The sequence below is a fragment of the Desulfoluna butyratoxydans genome, assembly GCF_900699765.1.
Taxonomy (GTDB): domain Bacteria; phylum Desulfobacterota; class Desulfobacteria; order Desulfobacterales; family Desulfolunaceae; genus Desulfoluna; species Desulfoluna butyratoxydans.
On the sequence record NZ_CAADHO010000001.1, the window covers coordinates 933,085 to 953,739 of the forward strand.

At 59.7% G+C, this 20,655-nt stretch carries 17 protein-coding genes and 1 riboswitch; of the genes, 10 read left to right on the forward strand and 7 right to left on the reverse strand.

The genetic code is table 11. From position 1 onward, the window contains the following. Positions 1 to 31: 31 nt before the first annotated feature. Both MSL71_RS03975 and cas6 read right to left on the reverse strand, forming a co-directional pair. Complete coding sequence (locus MSL71_RS03975; RefSeq protein ID WP_180137354.1) at positions 32 to 433, reverse strand: hypothetical protein; 402 nt, start codon at positions 431 to 433, stop codon at positions 32 to 34. A gap of 97 nt (positions 434 to 530) precedes the next feature. Continuing rightward, positions 531 to 1,517 carry a CRISPR system precrRNA processing endoribonuclease RAMP protein Cas6 gene (gene cas6, locus MSL71_RS03980; protein WP_246317701.1) on the reverse strand — a complete coding sequence of 329 codons (987 nt, stop codon included), beginning with the start codon at positions 1,515 to 1,517 and terminating at the stop codon, positions 531 to 533. Positions 1,518 to 1,826: 309 nt separating this feature from the next. On the opposite strand from cas6, the gene MSL71_RS03985 reads away from it, so the two are divergent. The 10 genes from MSL71_RS03985 (at position 1,827) to MSL71_RS04030 (ending at position 15,467) form a co-directional block, all read left to right on the forward strand. After that, positions 1,827 to 2,537 (forward strand): Crp/Fnr family transcriptional regulator, encoded by a 711-nt coding sequence (locus tag MSL71_RS03985; protein WP_180137355.1) that lies wholly within the window; start codon positions 1,827 to 1,829, stop codon positions 2,535 to 2,537. A gap of 839 nt (positions 2,538 to 3,376) precedes the next feature. Next, the gene (locus MSL71_RS03990; protein WP_180137356.1) at positions 3,377 to 4,900 is read left to right on the forward strand and encodes a sulfatase family protein; all 1,524 of its coding nucleotides are present in this window, start codon (positions 3,377 to 3,379) and stop codon (positions 4,898 to 4,900) included. A gap of 176 nt (positions 4,901 to 5,076) precedes the next feature. Further along, the gene (locus tag MSL71_RS03995; protein WP_180137357.1) at positions 5,077 to 5,385 is read left to right on the forward strand and encodes a thioredoxin family protein; all 309 of its coding nucleotides are present in this window, start codon (positions 5,077 to 5,079) and stop codon (positions 5,383 to 5,385) included. A 613-nt stretch (positions 5,386 to 5,998) separates the two neighbouring features. Beyond that, positions 5,999 to 6,934: an NAD(P)/FAD-dependent oxidoreductase gene (locus MSL71_RS04000; protein WP_180137358.1), complete on the forward strand. Its 936-nt coding sequence runs from the start codon at positions 5,999 to 6,001 to the stop codon at positions 6,932 to 6,934. Beyond that, positions 6,931 to 8,322 (forward strand): SLC13 family permease, encoded by a 1,392-nt coding sequence (locus MSL71_RS04005; RefSeq protein WP_180137359.1) that lies wholly within the window; start codon positions 6,931 to 6,933, stop codon positions 8,320 to 8,322. Before MSL71_RS04000 ends, MSL71_RS04005 begins: the two co-directional genes overlap by 4 nt. Positions 8,323 to 8,694: 372 nt before the next feature. Beyond that, the gene (locus MSL71_RS04010) at positions 8,695 to 9,612 is read left to right on the forward strand and encodes a DMT family transporter (protein ID WP_180137360.1); all 918 of its coding nucleotides are present in this window, start codon (positions 8,695 to 8,697) and stop codon (positions 9,610 to 9,612) included. Positions 9,613 to 10,877: 1,265 nt separating this feature from the next. After that, entirely contained in the window at positions 10,878 to 11,666 is a 789-nt protein-coding gene (locus tag MSL71_RS04015) for an ABC transporter permease (RefSeq protein WP_180137361.1), read from the forward strand. Then, positions 11,663 to 12,439: an ABC transporter ATP-binding protein gene (locus MSL71_RS04020; protein WP_180137362.1), complete on the forward strand. Its 777-nt coding sequence runs from the start codon at positions 11,663 to 11,665 to the stop codon at positions 12,437 to 12,439. The genes MSL71_RS04015 and MSL71_RS04020 overlap by 4 nt, the downstream gene beginning before the upstream one ends. A gap of 328 nt (positions 12,440 to 12,767) precedes the next feature. Further along, a complete protein-coding gene (locus MSL71_RS04025; protein WP_180137363.1) occupies positions 12,768 to 13,763 on the forward strand; it encodes an ABC transporter substrate-binding protein in 996 nt (331 codons plus the stop codon). A gap of 354 nt (positions 13,764 to 14,117) precedes the next feature. Beyond that, positions 14,118 to 14,198: riboswitch (cyclic di-GMP riboswitch) on the forward strand. 210 nt (positions 14,199 to 14,408) lie between these two features. Continuing rightward, the gene (locus MSL71_RS04030; RefSeq protein WP_180137364.1) at positions 14,409 to 15,467 is read left to right on the forward strand and encodes an HAD family hydrolase; all 1,059 of its coding nucleotides are present in this window, start codon (positions 14,409 to 14,411) and stop codon (positions 15,465 to 15,467) included. Positions 15,468 to 15,813: 346 nt separating this feature from the next. Here MSL71_RS04030 and MSL71_RS04035 read toward each other — a convergent pair whose 3' ends face one another. The 5 genes from MSL71_RS04035 to MSL71_RS04055 all read right to left on the reverse strand — a co-directional run bounded on the left by MSL71_RS04035 (position 15,814) and on the right by MSL71_RS04055 (position 20,619). Then, entirely contained in the window at positions 15,814 to 18,033 is a 2,220-nt protein-coding gene (locus MSL71_RS04035; protein ID WP_180137365.1) for a methyl-accepting chemotaxis protein, read from the reverse strand. Between the two features lie 94 nt (positions 18,034 to 18,127). Then, the gene (locus tag MSL71_RS04040; protein ID WP_180137366.1) at positions 18,128 to 18,493 is read right to left on the reverse strand and encodes a response regulator transcription factor; all 366 of its coding nucleotides are present in this window, start codon (positions 18,491 to 18,493) and stop codon (positions 18,128 to 18,130) included. A gap of 95 nt (positions 18,494 to 18,588) precedes the next feature. Then, positions 18,589 to 18,744, reverse strand: a complete 156-nt coding sequence (locus MSL71_RS04045) for a hypothetical protein (RefSeq protein WP_180137367.1) — start codon at positions 18,742 to 18,744, stop codon at positions 18,589 to 18,591. An 83-nt stretch (positions 18,745 to 18,827) separates the two neighbouring features. Further along, positions 18,828 to 20,114: a M16 family metallopeptidase gene (locus MSL71_RS04050; protein ID WP_180137368.1), complete on the reverse strand. Its 1,287-nt coding sequence runs from the start codon at positions 20,112 to 20,114 to the stop codon at positions 18,828 to 18,830. Further along, positions 20,092 to 20,619, reverse strand: coding sequence for a chemotaxis protein CheW (locus MSL71_RS04055; protein WP_180137369.1), 528 nt, complete (start codon positions 20,617 to 20,619; stop codon positions 20,092 to 20,094). Before MSL71_RS04055 ends, MSL71_RS04050 begins: the two co-directional genes overlap by 23 nt. Positions 20,620 to 20,655 lie beyond the last annotated feature (36 nt).

Genomic DNA, 20,655 nt, shown 5'->3' on the forward strand with positions numbered 1-20,655 from the left:
GTCAAGAAACTACACGTTCCCGCTCAGAGCCCTAAGCGGCATCCTGTTCAGGGACGTTCCCGGGAATAACAAATTGGACGAACTCGGATTCGGCCACGGGAATAAGCCATCTTTTGTCCTTGCCCGACTGCACCTTCTCCAAGGAGTCGAGAAACGCGACTTCGCTTGTATGTTTTGTTGAAAAAAAGCCCTGGTCTTTCATGACCATTCTCATCGTGCCTAAAACTTCGGAGCGGGTGAAGTCCTTACGCCGAATATAAAGGCCCGTCGGCTCGATCCGATCACTTTCCTCCACCTGAAAAAACAGATCGACCTTTTCGTTCATCCGTCGATTTTCGCGTTCCATCTTGACCACTTTGAACAAGGTAACAATTACAGACACCACGGCCACAACACTTGCGATGTCTGCGCACACAGCCAAAAATTCTTTCATGGAGCCCTCCAGATACACGGTTTATAAATACGCTCTACATGTCTATTGCAACGCCGGATGTGTTGCTTTTTCCAACCGGCCCTTGGCTTAGGGGGCCTCAACACAGCTCACATGTGGCCGCCCCACGGTCTTTAGCGGCGCATTCCGGCACCTCGGCAAGGGAATAGTCAAACCGCCCCAACCCAAAAGCCGTCTGTTTGCCCAGGTTCACGTTGCGGCAAAAATCCACCAGGGGCAGAAATTCCGCCAGATGGCCTTCATATGTCACCGTCCCCACCATGCCGCCCATGAGCATGTCCCGCTCCTGTCTGGAGGAGTAACGTTTCCAGTCAGACCATCTCAGGGCCTGGTGGGCAATGGAGACCTCTTCGGCTCGACGAACAAGGCCCTTGTAGTCCAGATCGGGCTCCCCGGCCCCAAAGGCAGCCATCAACGAGGAGGTGCGCCGCAGCATGGCCCGAACCAGCACGTGGAACGGAAGACGCGCCTGAAGACGGCTGTTGAATTTCAAGCGAAGGGGGGTTTCAAAGGAGAGGGTCAGGCGGGACAGGGGATTGTCAGGAGAGGACCCGGCAAGGGCGAACGGTGCCGGCTCACACTGAGTCAGCTCCCGCGTTCCGTGGGTGTACAAAAGATGCGCCCCACATCGAACCTCAAGCAGGGTAAACCGTGCCCGCCTGCCACCCATCTTGCGACCGATGCCCATCGCCCCCATGCGCTCAAAGGCGTAGACAAAATAGGGAAGGTTGTGGTTGGTCTCTCCCAGAAGGGTAAAACCGAAATCAAAGGACGAGCCTGCGGACAAATGGGTCTGCCGCGTCTCCGGAGGCCTGATGATAAAGGGGTGGGGAGCGGTACCGCAGCTTTTTCCGTAGCTGTTGGAAAGCTGCGGTGTTTCAAAAACACTTGCATATAGGCACCGCCATTTAAGCAGGCAGTCGTCGCATTTTTCCAGCCGCAGGGTGCAGATGGTTTTCTTCAGCGCCAAGCCAAACACGCCCCGAAAGATGGAACCTTTGTACACAGGAAGCACAGCGTCATCGTCCAGGCGACACCGGAACGTATAATTTCCCAACTGCATCATAAAACAAGCGCCTCCCCGACCCAATTATCTATCACAAACGAAAAAAGTTACCCACAAAGACAACAACAAAAGACTAATAAGCAAAGACACAACAGATCACATATCCGAGTTTTTTTCAATATCCATAAAGTAGTGAGAAATAACCCCATCAAGATATACCCCTTCAAAAAGGCATAGCACGCCCCCTCCTTCTCCAGCACTGATAATTCCTGCGTGCCAAATATCCCCCGATGTCGTATGACGAACAGAGGAACACGCCGCAACATGCCGGGGCGTCGTTCAGACCAGGAAAACAAGGAGGGCTTTGCCATGAACCACCCCGACATCGACACCTACAAACAGGACCTGGCCGTGTTTCGCATCCGGGATTTGAACGCCCCCTGGCGGGAGATCCTGGACAAAGGGACGCGCAAGACCCTGCCCCGGCACCACGAACTGGGAAACACAGACGACAACGCCTTTTTCTTCCTCGACCGGGGCACCCTGCACCTCTCCTGCATCGCCGAAGACGGCCAGGAACGGGTGGTGATGATCATGGAAGAAGGAGTCCTCTTCGGCGAGATCACCTTCATGCACAAGTCCAGCGTCCACGTCCACAGCCTGCGCACCTTAACCGAGTGCGAAATCGTTATCTTTCCCGACTCCCTGCTGGACGACCTCGCCTTCTGCCGGGAGTATCCCCACCTGGTTCTCAACCTCGTCAGGTCCCTGGGGGTCAAGGGCGGGGCCTTCTTCAGCCAGATCTACGACTCCAACCTCCTGGACGCCCGGGGTCAGATCTGCCGCATGCTCTCCCACATCTGGCGGGAGCAGGGAGAAAAGGAGACCGTCAACCCCGACCTCTCCCAGGTGGACATGGCCAACATCCTGGGCATCCACCGGAGCAGCGTCTGCCGCGTCATCCACGAGCTTCGGGACGAAGGGGTCATCGGCCGGTTTTCCAAGACCCGCCTCGACATCCTGGACCCTGTCAGGCTCATGGAACACGGCAAAATCCTCTGCCTCATCGCCTCGGAGTAAAGGCTCGTGCAAAAAATAATTGGTAACTATTCGGTTCATCTTTGCCTCCGGCGGCCCTGCCGGGGGCCAAACTTTTGCCCGATTTTATGAGTCGGGTTTGACAAACAGGTCTTAAGTAAGCCTTCCAGGCTACGCCGAAACAACTTCGACATTTTCGCACCCGCGCTACGTTTTGATCGCCCTTCAGGGCGATCAAAACGTAGCGCGGGTGCCTTAGAAGAATTTTTTGCGGAGCTTTTTTTTAAAAAAGCGACCCGCCGGAGGCATAGCTGAATAGTTACAAAAAGTTTAACAAACAGGTCATAAATAGACATCTTCATGAATGTCACTTTAAAGGCGGATGTGATTTGACCCGAGGAACGAGGGGCAAAGCGCATCCGCTACCGGCTTTCAAGGTGGCACACCTTGCCGCCGGAGGCTGTTTTTTTGAGCTCAATGGTTACGTACCATTGACCGATTCCGGCCGAATCGACGCTGATGCGTATCGACGTATCGTTTACGGTGATTGCTTCGGCGTCGCTATTCGGTGCGTGTATTTTTTATTTTTGCAGACGCCCTACCCCCTTCCCCCTCGCCCCCCTCCGGGCCGCCATGTCTGGCTGCGGCCGAGCAAGGCCCTTCCCAGCTGTCGGACTCGCCCTTTTTCGATCAAAATAATTGATGAAATAATTCAACGAATTTTCAAAAAGTGTCTCATGTGAAGCAGAATTTTTCCCCCCGATGCCCTACTCTTTTCCCATCAAGAAACACGTACACGGCCAGGGCGAATTCGCCCGGACCGATTCACGGCGACCCCGTCGCCTTCGATACGGACCCTCAATCGTGCCGAGGAGAAACCCATGGCTTTCAACCGCGACAAGATCAAAAACGTCGTCTTCATCATGCTGGACACCCTGCAGTTCAACTACCTGGGGTGCTACGGCAACGAGAAGATAAAAACCCCGAACATGGACCGCTTCGCGCGCCAGTCCGTGCTCTTCGAAAACGCCTACAGCGAAGGGCTCCCCACCGTGCCCGTGCGGCGCGCCCTCATGACGGGAAGGTTCACCCTGCCCTACGGCGGCTGGCAGCCCCTCTCCGGCGACGACACCACCCTCACCGACATCATGTGGGGCAAGAACATGCAGACCGCCCTCATCTACGACACCGCCCCCATGCGCCTGCCCAAGTTCGGCTACTCCCGCGGTTTCGACTTCGTGGACTTCTGCCCCGGCCAGGAGCTGGACCACACCTCCTTTGCCGACGTGCCCCTGGACCCTGCCATGAAGCCCGAAGATTTCACCTCCGCCTCCATGGTGTGGGACAAGGAAGGCAACCTCATCGACGACGACAGCCAGCAGCTCTTAGACGAAATCGGCTGTTTTCTCCGCCAGCAGCAGCACCGCCGCAGCGACGCCGACAGCTACGTGGCCAAGGTCGTCAACCGCACCGTCAACTGGCTCAAGGAGCGCCGGGACAAGGAGCGCCCCTTCTTCCTCTGGGTGGACTCCTTTGATCCCCACGAGCCCTGGGATCCCCCATCAATCTGGAAAGGCGAGCCCTGCCCCTACGACCCCGACTACGAGGGCAACCCCATCCTCCTGGCCCCCTGGACCCCGGTGGAAGGCCGCATCACCGAACGGGAGTGCGAGCACATCCGCGCCCTGTATATGGAGAAGGTCACCCTGGTGGACGAATGGATCGGCAAAGTCCTTGACAGCATCCGCCAGCAGGGCCTCTGGGACGAAACCATGGTGGTCCTCATGTCCGACCACGGCCAGCCCATGGGCAACGGCGAACACGGCCACGGCATCGTGCGCAAATCCCGCCCCTGGCCCTACGAAGAGCTGGTCCACGTGCCCCTGATGATGCACATCCCCGGCGTCGAAGGCGGCCAGCGCATCAAGAGCTTCGTCCAGAACGTGGACGTCACCGCCACCATCATGGACGTCATGGGCCAGCTCGACACCGAAAGCGGCGTCAGCGACCACGGCATGAACATGTACGGCGCCGAGGACTTCCAGGGGGAGAGCCTCCTGCCCCTCATGCAGGGCGAGGTCGATAAAATCCGCGATTTCGCCATCGCAGGCTACTACGGCATGTCCTGGTCCATCATCACCGACGACTACAGCTACGTTCACTGGCTGGTGGACGAAGAGGAGAAGAACAGCGTCGACTGCGTGGCCGGATCTGAAAAGACCATGGACGAGGAGATGTGGACCTGCACCGCAGGGGCCAAAGTCGAAGTGCCCGAGCACAACGAACTCTTCGACCGCAAGGCCGACCCCTTCCAGCTCAACAACATCGCCGCCGACAACCCCGAAAAGGCCGAAGAGCTGCTCCAGAAACTGAAACTCTTCATCGGCGAGCTGCGCACGACTTAAGCAAAAAAACATGCCTCCGGCGGCCAGGGGCTACAGCCCCTGGACCCCAGGTTTGCAAATGCTCCGGGCCTTCGGCCCGTCGCATTTGCTGACGGGCTTCGCCCGTAGACAAAAAACGCCCTGCCGGAGGCACCTCCGGAACATAACAACCATGCATTCATTTGCAGGAGACCATCATGTTTACCACCCTTGACGACAACACCTACAAAGGCGCCATCTCAGACACCGAAGCCGGGGTCCTCATCTGCTTTAAAGAGCAGTGCCCCCACTGCAAGAACATGGAAAAAGTTCTGGAGAAATTCGCCAAGAAAAACGAGGGCCTCACCTTCTTCAACATGGATTCCGAGGCAAACCCCGAGGCGCAGAAAGAACTCGGAGCCGAGCGCGCGCCCACCATCTACGTCATCAAAGGCGGCGCCATCGTCGCCACCAAAGCGGGCCTCATGAACCCCAAAGAGATGACGGCTTTTTACAAAAACGCATAAGTCGATCCCGCCTGTTGAAACGTGTGAGGCTGTTTGCGCAATCCACAGCTTCGCGTACGGACGAAGCCCTTCAGCGAATTTGCCGGGACTTCGGACCATTCGCTTAAACGGGGGACAGGAGGTGGCAAAACCACCCCAAGGCTTACTGCCCGCCGGAGTTATTCCGGTGAAAGTTGACTATGGATCCCAAACTGAGGCTCCGGCAGTTCAAGCACTTGTGGCGCATTGGGAGTCATGTCACTCACCACGCGAATGCGGACGCATTTCAGCCCGAGTTACGAAAGCCGAGGCGCATTCGCATTTAGCTTTCGAGGTGGATCCACCTCGCCGCCGGAGGCAAGGCTTTTGCCTCTAAATCAACACCTGGAAAAACGTCGGGAGGACGTGCACAGCCTCCCGGCCTTCAAACGGACGTCCGAATAAAAACGCCGCAAAAAGTAAGGCCAGGGTTCCGTGACCCGGGGCCTGCCCTTTGGCGGCACCCGCAATCCCCCCACATGATCGCGACGTGTGGACCCCTGCATCACCCGAGAGGGCCGCACCGGAGAATCAGGACCCTGCATTCCCGGGCTGCCCCCTTCGGAGGGTGCGCACCTAATTTGGAGAGATACAGATGAAACCGGAAAAACACGTCGACCTGGTCATTGTCGGGGGCGGTCCCGCAGGCATGACAGCCGCCATCTACGCGGCCCAGGCCAATTTAAACACCGTGATCCTTGAGGAGAGCGTTACCGGAGGGCTCGTGAACTCGACCCACACGGTGCTGAATGTTCCCTCTTACCTGAAAATCCACGGCATGGAGTTAATGGAGAAGATGCGCACCCATGTGGACAGCCTCTCCGTGCCCGTGGAAGAGATTTGCGACATCGAATCCCTCTGCCTTGAAGGGGAGATCAAAACCGTCGAGACCGACGAAGAGATCTACCACAGCAGGGCGGTGATCCTTGCCACCGGACGCAGGCCCGTTCCCCTGGACCTTCCCGTAGAATGCGACGAGGTGCACTACTGCGCCATCTGCGACGGCGGCGCCTACAAAGGCAAACGTGTCCTCGTGCTGGGCGGAGGCAACAGCGCCTTTGACGAGAGCCTCTACCTGCTGCAGATCGGCGTCTCCCACCTCACCCTCATGGAGTCCGAAGACCGTTTCTTTGCCGCCGACACCACCCAGCGACAGCTCCTGGCCGACGAGCGGGTGGACGCCCGCACCGGCACCAGGCTGGTGGACCTCTGCATCGAAGGGGGCCGCCTCACCGGCGCGGTCATCGAACACCTCGCCACAGGAAAGCGGGAGACCCTGCCCGCAGACGGCGTCTTTGTCTTCCTCGGCCAGTCCCCAAACAACGATCTTTTCAAAGATCAGATCGCCGTAAGCGACAAAGGCTACATCCTGGCCGGAGCCGACATGGGGACCAACATCCCCGGTGTGTACGGCGTTGGGGACATCAATGAGAAGGTTTTCAGGCAGATAACCACCGCCATGGGTGACGCAACGGTTGCAGCTCTTTCCGTTGAACGCTATATTCGCAACCTCAAAGGGAACGTATCATGACCGCACTGCTGACATCACAGAAAACCCGGGGCTGGGCCTTGAGCCTCCTGTTTGCCGCCATCGGGGCCTTTTTGCTCTACAGCCCGGAGACTCCCAAGGTCACCACCTACTGGTTCATCACCATCTTTGCCATCTCCGGCTTTGCCTTCGAGATCATGCCCCTGTTCACCACGGCGGTCCTTTTGCTGATGCTGTACATCGTCACCGGTATCGCCTCCCCGGACCTTGCCTTTGTGGGCTGGACCACACCCATTCCCTGGATCATCCTCTGCGGCATGCTCATCGGCGCGCTCATGGAACGCACCAAGCTCTCCGACCGCATCGCCCTTTTGACCATCTCCCATATCGGCTCCACGCCCCTGCGCCTCTACGGGGCCTTCATCATCGCAGGATACGGCCTGGGGGCCATCATCCCCGACGTCATCACCGTGGTGATCCTCTTCATGGCCATCGCCTCGGGCATGTGCAACAAAATGGGGATGGAAAAAGGCTCCAAAGCGGCCACCACCTTGATCATGGCCGCTTTTTTCGGGGCCACCGTCCCTGCCACCAACTTTTTGCCCAACAACGTCGGCATCGTGGGCCTGCTCATGGTCAAAGACATGGGCGTACCCATTGAATGGCTCAGCTTCTTCAAAGACAACCTGGGATACAGCCTCCTCAACGCCGCCGGCTGCATCGGGATCCTGCACGTCTTCGGAAGCCGCGAGCTGGGCAGGTACATCGAGCAATGCCGCATCCATGCCAGTGCAGAGATCCAGGCCATGGGCGCCATGAGCAAGGACGAAACCAAGACCCTGGTCCTCACCCTCCTTGCGGTGACCGCCTTTGCCACGGAAAAATTCCACGGCATCCCGGGCTACTACGCCTTCTGCGCCATCGTTCTTCTGGGGTTCACCCCCGTCTTCAGCCTCCTCAAGGCCGAAGACGTCAAAGGCGTTCAGTTCTCCATCCTCTTTTTCATCATCGCCTGCATGGCCGTGGGCATCGTAGCCGGAAGCCTGGGCATCCCCGCCTGGATGGCCGGAAAGGTCGTGCCCTACTTAAAAAGCATGGAGAGCCTGGCCGGAACCTCCATCTTCGCCTACCTCGTGGGCATCCTCGCCAACTTTGCCCTCACACCGGTTGCCGCGGCCAGCTCCCTGAGCATTCCCATGGCCGAAATCGCCGCCAACCTGGGGCTGGACACCCAGCCCCTGCTCTACAGCTTTTTCTACGGCCTCGACCAGTTCCTCTTCCCCTACGAACTGGCCCCGGCCCTCATCATGTTCGCCACCGGCTACGTACGCATAAAATACCTCATGCAGATCATGGCCACCCGCATGGTCCTGTCCGGTATCGCCGTGGTCATCGTGGCCACCACCTACTGGCAGTGGATCGGCTATTAATGCAAGGATCGCGAATGCTCCGTGGGCTCGGACCTCGCCCGCGTCACATTCGCTGACGGGCTGCGCCCGTAAGCAAAAATCCTTTGTAACGATTCAGCTCAAAAAAGCCTCCGGCGGCCTCCCCGAGACTCAAAGCATTGAAAAATCCGAGAAAGGGGCTTTAAGGAGAGTGTTAATAGGCCTACTTTTGTCGACACTGCATACGCTGCCGACTCACCGATTCTGAGAGAGCCCTTTCCCTCAGCCCCTGAAGGGGTTGAGGGAGAGGGCTCTCGCTACCGGAACGTTTTTGCGGAGCTTTTTTCAAAAAGCGACCCGCCGGAGGCAATCTGAGCTATTGCCTTTTTTATCCTCTTTTTTCAAGGACATCCCATGCCCACGGCATTTCTTTTTCTGCTTCTTGTCGTCGCCCACATCATCTGGGGCGGCGGGTTCATTGTCATCAAGCTGCTCATCGGCACCTTTAGCCTGCCCCAGATCCTGCTGGCCCGGGTGTTCCTGGCGGCGGTTATCTACGCCCTGCTCTGGCACAAGATCCCCAAGCCCGAATACAGAAAGGGGGACTGGAAATTCCTGGTGCTGCTGGCCCTGTGTGAGCCCTTTCTCCTCTTTACCTTCGAGACCCTGGGGCTTGCCTACACCACGGCCTCCCAGGCAGGCATGATCGTGGCCTGCGCCCCCCTTGCCGCCGCCCTGGGCGCTCTTTTCTTCTACAAGGAAAAGGTGAACACCCGGTGCGCCCTGGGCATCTGCGCGGCCGTGGCAGGCGTCGTGGTGGTTTCGGCCTTCGGCGAGGCCGACGCCACGGCTTCGCGCCCCTTGCTGGGCAACCTCTTTATCTTCTGCGGGGTGCTCTCCTCCACGGCCTATGCCCTCACCGTCAAGCACCTGGCCGAACGCTACTCCTTCCTCTTCCTCTCAGCCGTCCAGGTCTTCGAGGCCACCCTCCTCTTTCTCCCCGGCGCCCTGGCAGGCCCCATGCCCGCGGCCATCTCCTGGAAAGTCCTGGGAGCCATGGTCTACCTGGGCGTGGGCATCACCTTTTTTGTCTACGTGGTCATCAACTACGCCCTCACGCGGATCAAAGCAGCCCACGTTATCCTCTTTGCCAACCTCATCCCCGTCTCCACCCTGGTCCTGGCCTACCTCATCCTGGGGGAACGGCTTCTCCCGGCCCAATACGCGGGCGCAGCCCTGGTCATCTGCGGCGTGCTCCTGGCCGGAGCCCCGGAGAGTTCGGGAACAGGGGAGGAGCCCGTGGGAATCCGGGAAACGAGGGGTGAGGTGTAGGATGGGCAAAGGCACAGCCGTATCTGCTGAGGTTACGACGCCCCTGGCGCCGTGCCCATCGCGTGTGATGATGCTCTCTGGCATGGGTTGGGAAGGTGCGGGTTAACCGTGCAAAGATGGGCACGCTCCGCTTTGCCCATCCTACGTGTGACACACGGCCACCGGAGGCGATGACCCGAGGTGGTGTAGGATGGGCAAACGCTCAGCCGTGTCCGCTGAGGTTGCGACGGCCCTGGCGCCGTGTCCATCGCGTGTGGCGATGCTCTCTGGCATGGGGTTGGGAAGATGCGGGTTAAGCGTGCAAAGATGGGCACGCTCCGCTTTGCCCATCCTACGTGTGACACACCGCCACCGGAGGCGATAACACGAGGGGCTGTAGGATGGGCAAAGGCACAGCCGTATCCGCTGAGGTTACGACGGCCCTGGCGCCGTGCCCATCAAGTGTGACGATGCTCTCTGTCATGGAATTGGGAAGGTGCGGGTTAAGCGTGCAAAGATGGGCACGCTCCGCTTTGCCCATCCTACGTGTAACACACGGCCACCGGAGGCGATGACCCGAGGAGATGTAGGATGGGCAAAGGCACAGTCGTGTCCGTTGGGGTTGCGACGGCCCTGACGCCGTGCCCATCGTGTGTGGAGATGCTCTCTGTCATGGAATTGGGAAGGTGCGGGTTAAGCGTGCAATGATGGGCACGCTCCGCTTTGCCCATCCTACGTGTGACACACCGCCACCGGAGGCGATAACCCGAAGTGATGTAGGATGGGCAAAGGCACAGCCGTGTCCGCTGAGGTTGCGACGGCCCTGGCGCCGTGCCCATCGTGTGTGGCGATACTCTTTTGGTATGGGATTGGGAAGGTGCGGGTTAACCGTGCAAAGATGGGCACGCTCCACTTTGCCCATCCTACGTGTAACACACGGCCATCGGAGGCGATGACCCGAGGAGATGTAGGATGGGCAAAGGCACAGCCGTGTCCGCTGAGGTTACGACGGCCCTGGCGCCGTGCCCATCAAGTGTGACGATGCTCTCTGTCATGGGGTTGGGAAGATGCGGGTTAACCGTGCAAAGATGGGCATGCTGCGCTTTGCTCACCCCTACGACGCCTCGCCCCACTTTTCCCGTGCCCCCCGGCCCAAAACATGAGATACTCGTGGACTGAAATTTGCAACGTATCAAGGGTAACCCTGGGTGCGTGCCCCGCCTGAAATCGCCGCAACGCCCCAACGTCGTGAAAAACCCCACATCATGTGCAAGGCAGGAACCTCCATGGCAAAAACCATCTTTGGAAAAATGCTACCCTTTCTCATTTTTCTCATGATCTGGCAGGCAATGGCCCTGATGATCCAGGCCAACCGGCACGTGGCCTTTCCCACCCCCTGGGAGGTGGGCCAAACCCTGGCGGCCCTGGTGTCCGGCGCGCCCCTCTCCGAAGCGCCCCTGGTGCGCCACATCGGGGACAGCCTCCTGCGCTGGCTCGCGGGCTTCGGTATCGCCGCGATATGCGGCACCTTTTATGGCCTGCTGGCGGGATGGTCCAGGGCCTTTCGCAACGCCACCCTTCCCATTCTCCACGTCCTGCAGCTGATCCCGGGCCTGGCCTGGATCCCCGTGGCCATCCTCTGCTTCGGCATCGGCGAGGCCGCCACCGTCTCCATGATCGCCATCACCGCCTTTACCCCCATTGCCTTAAACGTCCTGTCCGGGGTGCAGCAACTCGACGAAACCTATCTGCGGGCGGCGCGCATGATGGGGGCAAGGAGAAAGACCCTGCTCCTTCGCGTGCTGCTGCCCGGGGCCCTTCCGGCCACCATCAGCGGCCTTCGCATCGGCCTGGGCAACGGGTGGCGGGTTTTGGTGGCGGCTGAAATGGTGGTGGGCACGGGCACAGGCCTGGGCTACGCCATCATCGAAGCCCGCTGGACACTGGATTACGCCTCGGCCTTCTCCTGCATCGGCATCATCTGCCTCATCGGGCTCCTGGTGGAACGCCTCCTGTTCAAGCCCCTTGAAGAGAGGACCATCGCCAAGTGGTACCTCACGGGGGACGACGCATGATCTCCTGCACAGACCTTCATAAAGCATACGGCACAAACGGCGCCTCGGGCCCGGCCATTTTATCCGATGTCTCCCTCTCCCTGGGCCATGGGGAGTTCACCTGCATCCTGGGCCCCAGCGGGTGCGGTAAAACCACGCTCCTCAACCTCATTGCAGGATTTGTCCGGCCCTCCTCCGGGGCCCTTCTGTTTCGGGGGAAACCCATCAGGGAACCCGGGCCGGAACGGGGCGTGGTCTTCCAGGAAGCCACCCTCTTTCCGTGGCTTACGGTGCTGAAAAACGTGGCATTCGGCCTGGAGCAACAAGGCAAGCCGGAAAAAACCTGCACCGAAGAGGCCCTGCACCACCTGGAGCTCGTGGGCATGGCCGACCACGCCAGGGCCTACCCCCACACCCTGTCCGGCGGCATGAAACAGCGGGTGGCCATCGCCCGGGTCCTGGCCCTTGCCCCGGACGTCCTGCTCATGGACGAGCCCTTCAGCGCCCTGGACGCCAACACCCGGGAGAGACTCCAGGACGAGCTGCTCCGGCTCTGGCAGCGCTTCGGCCAGACCGTGGTCTATGTCACCCACAGCGTGGAAGAGGCCGCCTTCCTGGCAGACCGGGTCATCGTCATGGGGCCTTCCCCCCGCAACATCCGGGCAGACAAACCCATTGGCCTTCCCCGCCCCCGTACCCGGTATTCACACGACATGGAGGCGGTGGTCCGCGACCTGAGACGCGAACTCAACGCCCTGCCCTGCTGCATCGGCCCCACCCGCATCGATGCATGAAGAAAGCAGGCCTTCGGACTTCGCCCGTGGACAATGATGCGTCCTGTTTTTCGTGGGAAACAGACGCCTTGAGGTTATGGTAAAATCAAGTTGTAACCATTCAGCTTGCCTCCGGCGGGTCGCTTTTTTGAAAAAAAGCTCCGCAAAAAACGTTTCTAATACGAATATGTCGGAATTGTTTCGGCGGAGCCTATGAATGATTACTTGAGACCTGTTTATCAAACTTTTTAAACGTTTGGCCCCCGGCAGGGCCGCCGGAGGCTTTTTTGATCTGAATAGTTACGTTTTCTTTTAAATTCACGTTAACCAGCGTTAAGGAACCATACACATGAAATTCACAGCTCTTTTCCCAGGCCACACCGCACCGCGCCATCGAGGCCCTATCCCTCTCCTGTTTACCGCCCTGGTCCTTGGCCTGTCGGTCGCCTTTGCCGCCTGCACCCAGAAATCGGAGACGGCCTCAGAGCCCATCCGTTTTGCCTTCCAGAACCGCATCGGCAGTGCCCTGCCCGTCATCGCGGTGGAAAAAGGGTTCTTCGCCGATGCGGGCCTTGACGTAAAACCCCTTCGCTTCAACAACGGCCCGGCCTGTGCCGAGGCCCTCTACTCCGGCTCCGCAGACTTCGGCACCATGGGAGACACCACGGCCATCATCAGCGCCTCCCGTTCCGAGAACCTCACCATCATCGCCAGCCACTGCACCGGGGAACATCGCCACCGCCTCATCGTCCGCAAGGACTCGCCCTACACCACCCTGGCCGACCTGTCGGGCAAGCGCGTGGGCATCAAAAAAGGGACCTCCACCTACGGGGGATTTCTTGCGGCTTTAAGCGCCGCAGGGATCCCGGCAGGGGCCATCACCGTGACCGACCTGTCGCCCTCCACCCTGCCCGAAGCCCTGGCCGCTGGCTCCATCGATGCCTTTGCCGCCAGTGAGCCCACCCCTTCCATGGGAGAGCTCAAAGGTGGAAGGGAGCTCATGACCTTCGGAGGCCTGGGCAACCGCTACCCCATCATGCTCCTGGCCCAAAAGGAGTTCCTGGCCAATCGCCGGGCCGACACCCTGGCGTTCATGAAGGCCCTTAAAACCGCCGAGGCCTTTGTGCAGGCCCACCCGGCGGAGACAGCCGATATCATGGCCCGGGCCACGGGGCTTCCCCGGGGGGTGATGCAGTCGGCCATGGCACGCCACACCTACGCCCTCGCCCTGGACGCCTCCATCATGGAAAGCCTTTCGGATACCGCCGGCTTTTTAAAGGCCCAGGGCAAGGTCCAGACGGTCCCCGATTTTTCCACCGCCTGTACAGACCGCTACCTGAACTGAAAATAGGAAGCATGCAACCTACCTGCCGGGGGCAGGGCCCTGCCCCGCCCCCCCAAATCTCCCGCCATCGCCTGCACAACAAACCCTCTGCATATCAGTGCATTACACGCCCCCGCCCTCCATTTACTGATTTCTATAAAAAGCCCATTTTACTTACTGACTTATTTTTTTGTTTAAAAAGAAAAACAAGCGTTGACCAGGAGTTCACTCGTATGGTTTATATCTAACTAGGACACGGAACAGTGTGCCTGATAACATCTTATGTTTTCTGGTTTTAAAAATCCCAGGATACCTCTCGGTTCATACATACTTTTTTCCCGAGCGCCCCCCGACGCCCAAACTGTCGGAGAAGACGCTGGAAAAAGCCAAACCTGTTGTGAAGCAGGGACGGAAAGCCACGGGTCTTCCCCAAACGAAGACAGCCGGGTTGCCCTTGGATGACGCCCGATGGCCGCCTTCGCAGCCCAAGTGCCGTCACCCGTGCGACCGCTCCATGGAGCCCTTCCCACCCCCCTCCCGCCACACTGGCCCAAGCACCCGGTTTGCTTTTTCACCCCCGCAGGAAACACATGCAGTCAGGGTGGCTGAACCGCCCCCTGATCCGTTTTTTTGTCAACCGCAAGATGGCAAGGAGAAAAAGCAGACATGACATGGTTTCGCAAGGTCGCCCTTGTTGCAGTGAGCCTCATCGCCCTGACCTGCACGGCCCAAGCCGCAGAGCTGACCCACTGGCCCGGGGCTCAACGCCACAAGTTGATCCGCCTCATCGAACGCAACGCCTTTCAGGACAAGTTTGCTGTCTTTGCCTGCGACAACACCCTCTGGTACCGAAACCTGGACGCATCCCTGCTGGCCTACCTGGAAAACAAGGGACTCATGACCCCGGAGTCCATGGATCCCGCCCTTGAAATCGTCCCCCTGCTTCCGGGAGACACCCTCACCTCTTATGCCCGACGGCTTTTCGAGATCGATCCCAAGGTGGGATCGCCCTGGCTCGCCCGGGTCTTTTCCGGGTTTACCTTAGAAGAGCTCAAGGGCCACGTGGACGATCTCTTCGCCCTGAACGGCGCGTCCATTCCCGCCAAGTACCGGCGAAACGGCGTGCTTACCGAGATAGAGGTGGAGGCTCCCCGGATCTACCCCGGCATGCGGGAGCTCATCAACGCCATGCAGGAGAACGGCATCGAGGTCTTCCTGATCTCCTCCGCCCTGGAAGAGCTGGTCCGTATGGTGGCCTGCGATCCCCGGTACGGGCTCAACATCAAACCCGAAAACGTCATCGGCGTCAGCACCCTGCTCAAGGACCGCGCCACCGGCAACATCACCACGGCCCGCCTTCAGATCCAGAAAGGCCATTTTCTCGATGAGAGCTACCCCAAGGCGCGGCACATGGCCATGGAGCTTACCCCCACCCTGTGGAGCCCATACACCATCACCTCCGGCAAGGTCTGGGCCATCGAAGACTATATTCATCCGGTGAACCGCCCCATTTTAGCTGCAGGGGCGTCCCCCAGTGATCACCCCATGCTCTTCAAGGCCGAGGAATTCGGGGGCATCAAGCTCTGGATCAACCGCAAGGAAGAGCTCTGGGACGCCACCCAGGCGGCCCGAACCCTCCGCGCCCGGCAACAGCAGGAGGCCTGGCAGTACCCGTCTGCCAACAAGCGCTGGCTCATGGTCCGCCCAGACGACATCGGTATTTAACAACAAAAAAACGGCGGCCCTGCCGGAAAGCCAACCCAGCAAAATATCCTGCAAGCACGCCTCACCATGATCCTCGAGGCCTTTTTTCCGGGGAACCGCGCACCTTTTCCTGGCACCATGACCCATGCCGTCCCCACACGGCATCCCCCCCCCGATGGTGCCGTTCATCCAAGGTGCCGGCTCCCCGCTCCGCCCCACTGTGAGCAAGACACGGGGCGGAGCCTCTCCCATGAAAAAACCCCCTGAAGCATTTTGCTTCAGGGGGTTTTTCACGTGATGGCATCCACCCGGGGGGAAAAGTCGGGTGGATGCCCACGGTCAATCAATATGGTCGGACAGCCTTTTGTTACACCGCGTCCACCTTAAAGGCCGCGATGGAGCTGATCATGGCAAGTGCCGTCTCCTCCATCTCGTCCATGCGGGCGGCGGTGGCGAGACTGGCCTCCGAGGTATCGGAGCTGATGGTCCCGATGGCTTCCATGGATTGCGTGATCTTCTCCGACTCCCTGGCCTGGTCCTCGGACGTGCGGGAGATGCCGCCGATGAGTTCGGCGAGCTCGCCGGAAACTTCCCGGATCTCCTCCAGCTTGGCGTGGGCGTCGTCGGCTCGCTTTGAGCCCTCCACAACCCTCTGGATACTGGCGTCCATACTGGCGCCAGCCTCGGTGATCTCCCCCTGGATGTTCTTTACCAGGGTGTCGATCTGCTTGGTGGAGTTGGTGGAACGCTCTGCAAGGCGCTGAACCTCTTCTGCGACCACGGCAAAGCCCCGGCCCGCGTCCCCTGCCATGGCCGCCTGGATGGAGGCGTTCAGGGCCAGGATTGAGGTCCTGTCGGCGATGTCCCCGATGATCTGCACGATGTTGCCGATCTCCTGGGAACTCTCCCCGAGGCGCTTGATGGCCCGGGCCGTCTCCTGGACGTTCTCCCGGATGGCTGACATGGACGCGTTGGTCTTGCTCACCGCGTCGGCCCCTTCACGGGCGCTCGCCGTGGACTGCTCCGATACCGAGGCCGAATGCACGGCCCGCTCCGCCACCTGACGAATGGCGTCTGCCATGCCCCGGATGTCGGCGATGGCCGAGGCGATCTGCTCGGCCTGGAGGGTACTGGTTTGGGCCAGCTTTTCCGTGGATTCATGCACCTCGCCGGAGGTGTCGTTCACGCGGCCCGCAGCAGCCTTGACCTCCCGGACAACCTGGCCGATCTGCTCGGCCATGAGGTTGAAGGAGTCGGCAATGGCGCCGGTCATGTCTTCGGTCACCTCCGCCCGCACGGTCAGGTCCCCTTCGGTGAGACCGCTGATCTCGGTGAGGAGCTTCATGACGCTGCCCTGGATGGCATCACGCTCTTCACGGCTCTGGATCAGGGAGAGAGTGTTGTCCAGCATGGCGTTGAGACTTTCGGCCATGATACCGAGTTCGTCCCGGCTCATGACCTCGGCACGGGCGTCAAAGTTACCGATACCGATCTCACTGAAAAGGGACATGATGTTGTTGACCGGCCTGACGACAATGCGCCGTGCCACCAGCCAGACAACAGCCAGGCAGAGAATCAGGGCCACCACCGCGCCCACGGAGATCTTGGCGATCAGGGCGTTGATGGGGGCTATGATCTCCTCCTTTTCAACGGCCAGGCCCACCACCATGCCGGTGGTGGGAAGAAGGGAGAACACATAGTAGATCTCTTTACCGTCCGAGGCCCGTTTCTCTTCAAGCATTCCGCCCTTGTGCTCCTTGAAGAACCGGAAAAATGCGTCGGAGTAGCCGGGCTCCTTGTACACGGATGAGCCCACCTTGGCCTGTCCGAAGAGCTCCCCGGCCAGGATCGTCCCCTTCTCGCCCACAAGGAACGGAAGAGCCGTGGCATAGGGCTTGAGCCGCTTCAGGTCGGCCTGGGCGTTGATCATGGACATGTCCACGGAGACCACCCCTTTGAACTCCCTGTCCCGGATAATGGGATGCACGATGGAGACCGTGGGAACCCCTCGGGTCAGGTAGACATCCGAGTAGTACATCAGGTCTGTCACGTTTCGGCCCCGCAGCATCTCAAGGGCGTTTTTCTTGGGCACCTGGTACCACCCTTTGGCGGTCTGGATACTCTTACTGGGCACCATCTCCTCGCGCTTGAGCCCGTCTTTCCAGTGATAAAACGGGAGAAACCGGCCGTCGATGGTGTGCACGGTGTCGCCACGGTACGCCTCATCCTGGCCGTCGGCGTCGGGTTCGTAGTTGATGGCAATACCAAAACAGCCGGGAAAAGCCTCCATGCCGGACTTGATCTGCTCAATGGTCCCTTCGCGGTCCCCGAACAGCCCCGATGCCTGGGAGATGGCCGTTGTCCGTACCATCTGCGCCGTGGCCAAGATATCCGCCTCGGTGGACTGGCCCACGTTCTTGATCGAGGCAATCATCAGGTCTTGGCTGTTGGCAATCAGGTTTTCGCGGTAAGAGTTGATAATGGTCGTCAACAGGACCGCCATCACCAACACGATCATCGATACGATGCCAAAAGACAGCTTGGTACCGATCTTAAGGCTCTGAAAAAACGATTTTATGCGTTCCAATGCGCCACTCCTTCCTCGTGGCGACGGCCCGTGCACAACGGGCCGTCGAAAAAACCCCGCGTAACCAGGGGAGAATCAAACCGAACCCGATGGATCAGAGCAGCGCCTTGACCGCATCCAGGTACTCACCGTTATCAAAGGGCTTGGTCATGTACCCGTCGGCCCCCTGCTTCGTCCCCCAGAACCGGTCGCTGTCCTGGGTTTTGCTTGTAAGCATGATGATCTTGATATCCTGGGTGTCCGGGGCCGTCTTCAGCTGCCGGCACACCTGGAACCCGTTCTTCTTCGGCAGGATCACGTCCAGGACAATGAGATCGGGGTGCTCGCCGGTGGCCTTTTCGAGGGCCTCTTCGCCATCCACAGCCGTGATGACATCGTACCCCGCCTCGGTCAGGGGGGTGGTCATAAGGATCATGTTCGTCGGGCTGTCCTCGACAACCAGAATTTTATGTTTCGCCATTGTTTCACTCCAGAATTACTCAAAAACCCATGCAGCGCCGGTGCAGGCGCCCCGCTTACCGGGGCGCCCTGGACACATCGTCCGTACCTGCGGCCCTACCGCTTCACAAATTGATCGATGCCCTCTTCCTTCCACACCTTCAGCGTCTTCTCATCCTTGGGGTTGATCTTGACCCCGATGGCGTTGACGGGAACATCATGTTTTTTCTGCACGTCGATCCAGTTTTTCTTCACGGCGTTGTCGATGGTCATGATTGCACTCCTTCTTGGTCTATGGATTGATGGACGACGCCCTTTGGCCCAAAGGCCATGCCGTCGCCATGTGCCCGGCTTCTTCAGACAAACTCTGCCAGCAGATCCTCGATCCCTTGCCGGGTAAAGGTCTCGGGCCCTTCGGGGCCCACCACGGAGACGGCCACATGCTTCAGGGCCCTGGCAAGGCCGCTGCCTGCGGTCTCCTTAAGTTCCGCACACCCCACCGCGTCGATGGACGAAAGGATCTCCTCTCCGGAGAGAAACCGCTCGAAATAAAAGGCCTGGGTGGCCAGGCGGCTCATGCGGGTCGAGGAGTTCTCCGAGGCGATGAGGTGTTGGGCCCGCAGCTGCATCCGGGCCTTCCACAGCTCCTCTTCGGAGACGGGGTCATCCCCTGCGGCAAGCTGCCACAACTCCACCAGCACAAGGCACAGGACCCGGATGAGATACTCCGGGGCCGTACTCCCTTCGATGACCAGCATACCGCCGTCGGCATAGGCGTGGTATTCCGAGCCGATGCGGTACACCAGCCCCCGTTCCTCCCTCAGCCGGACATAGAGCCGGGAGCTCGATCCGCCGCCGATGATGCTGTTAAGCAGGTGCACCCCGTAGCGTCCCTCGTCCCCGTAGGGCAGGCAGTCAAGGCCGATGGCAAAGTAAGCCTGGGACACAGGCACGTCCTCCACCACCACCCCGGAAGCAAACGAGGGGCTGGGGCTATGGGTCTTCTCCCCGGTCCCCATCATCCGCCAGAAGGCGTCCCGCACCTGGGAGAGAAAATCCCCGTGGTGAAGGTTGCCTGCGGCCGCCACGATCATGCGGTCGGGAAGGTAGTACCGGTGGACAAAATAGATCAAATCCTCCCGGGTCATGCTCCGGACCACCTCCGGCGAACCCGCCACGGAGCGCCCCAGGGGATGTCGGCCCCAGACATGGGATTTCAGGGCGCCATGGGCCCTGCTTGAGGGGATGTCGGCCTCCCCGTCGATCTCCCGGAGGATCGAGTGTTTTTCCCGCTCCAGGGCCTCTTCAGGAAACACCGAGTTAAGGAGGATATCCCCCATGAGATCCAGGGCGTAGGTGGTGTAATCGTCCAGCACCGTGGCCGAGTAACAGGTGTAATCCCGGGTGGTGAAGGCCCCCATCTGCCCGCCGGACTCGTCCATCATCAGGGCAATGTCCCGGGCGCTGCGGCTTCCCGTGCCCTGGAACATCATATGCTCGGCCAGGTGGGCCAGGCCGTGACACCCTTCGGGCTCATCCCGGGGTCCGACATCGATCATGATCCCCACGGACACAGACCGCGTCTCGGGCATGGACTCGGTGACCACGCGGATACCGTTTTCAAGTGTCGTGGCTGAATACACCGCTCAACTCCCCTCCCAGGATGTGTTCAAGATGGGGTACCACCAGGAGCCCCTCCTCCCATCGGTACATGCCCTTGACCGCCGGAAGAAGGGATGCTTCCAGATACGCCCCCGCACCCAGGGGCTCGGTGCGGGGAGCGCTGCCAAGGAGCCTTGCCCCGGGAGCGATGCGCACAAGGGCCCGATTCCAGTTCTCCGGCTCCCCCGAAAGGCCTGCCTTTCGCACCACCAGCATGCGCGTGCCGCCGTACCCGGCCTCATCGGGGGCAAAGCCCAGGAGTGTCTCCAGGGAGAGAACCGGCAGGGCAAGGCCCCGCCAGTCCCCGAGCCCGCCGACATAGGCAGGGGCAAAGGGCACCTCGGAAAAGGCAAGGGATCCCAGAATATCTTCCACCTGGGAGATGCCGAACAGAAACCACACCGGCTCCCCCTGGGCAAAAACCCCAACGGCCGGGGCCAGAATCAGGGAACCCGATGAGGCGGATTTGTACTCTCTTACGTCCATGTTTTTCTCTTTTTACGATGGTGCGCAGCATGACCG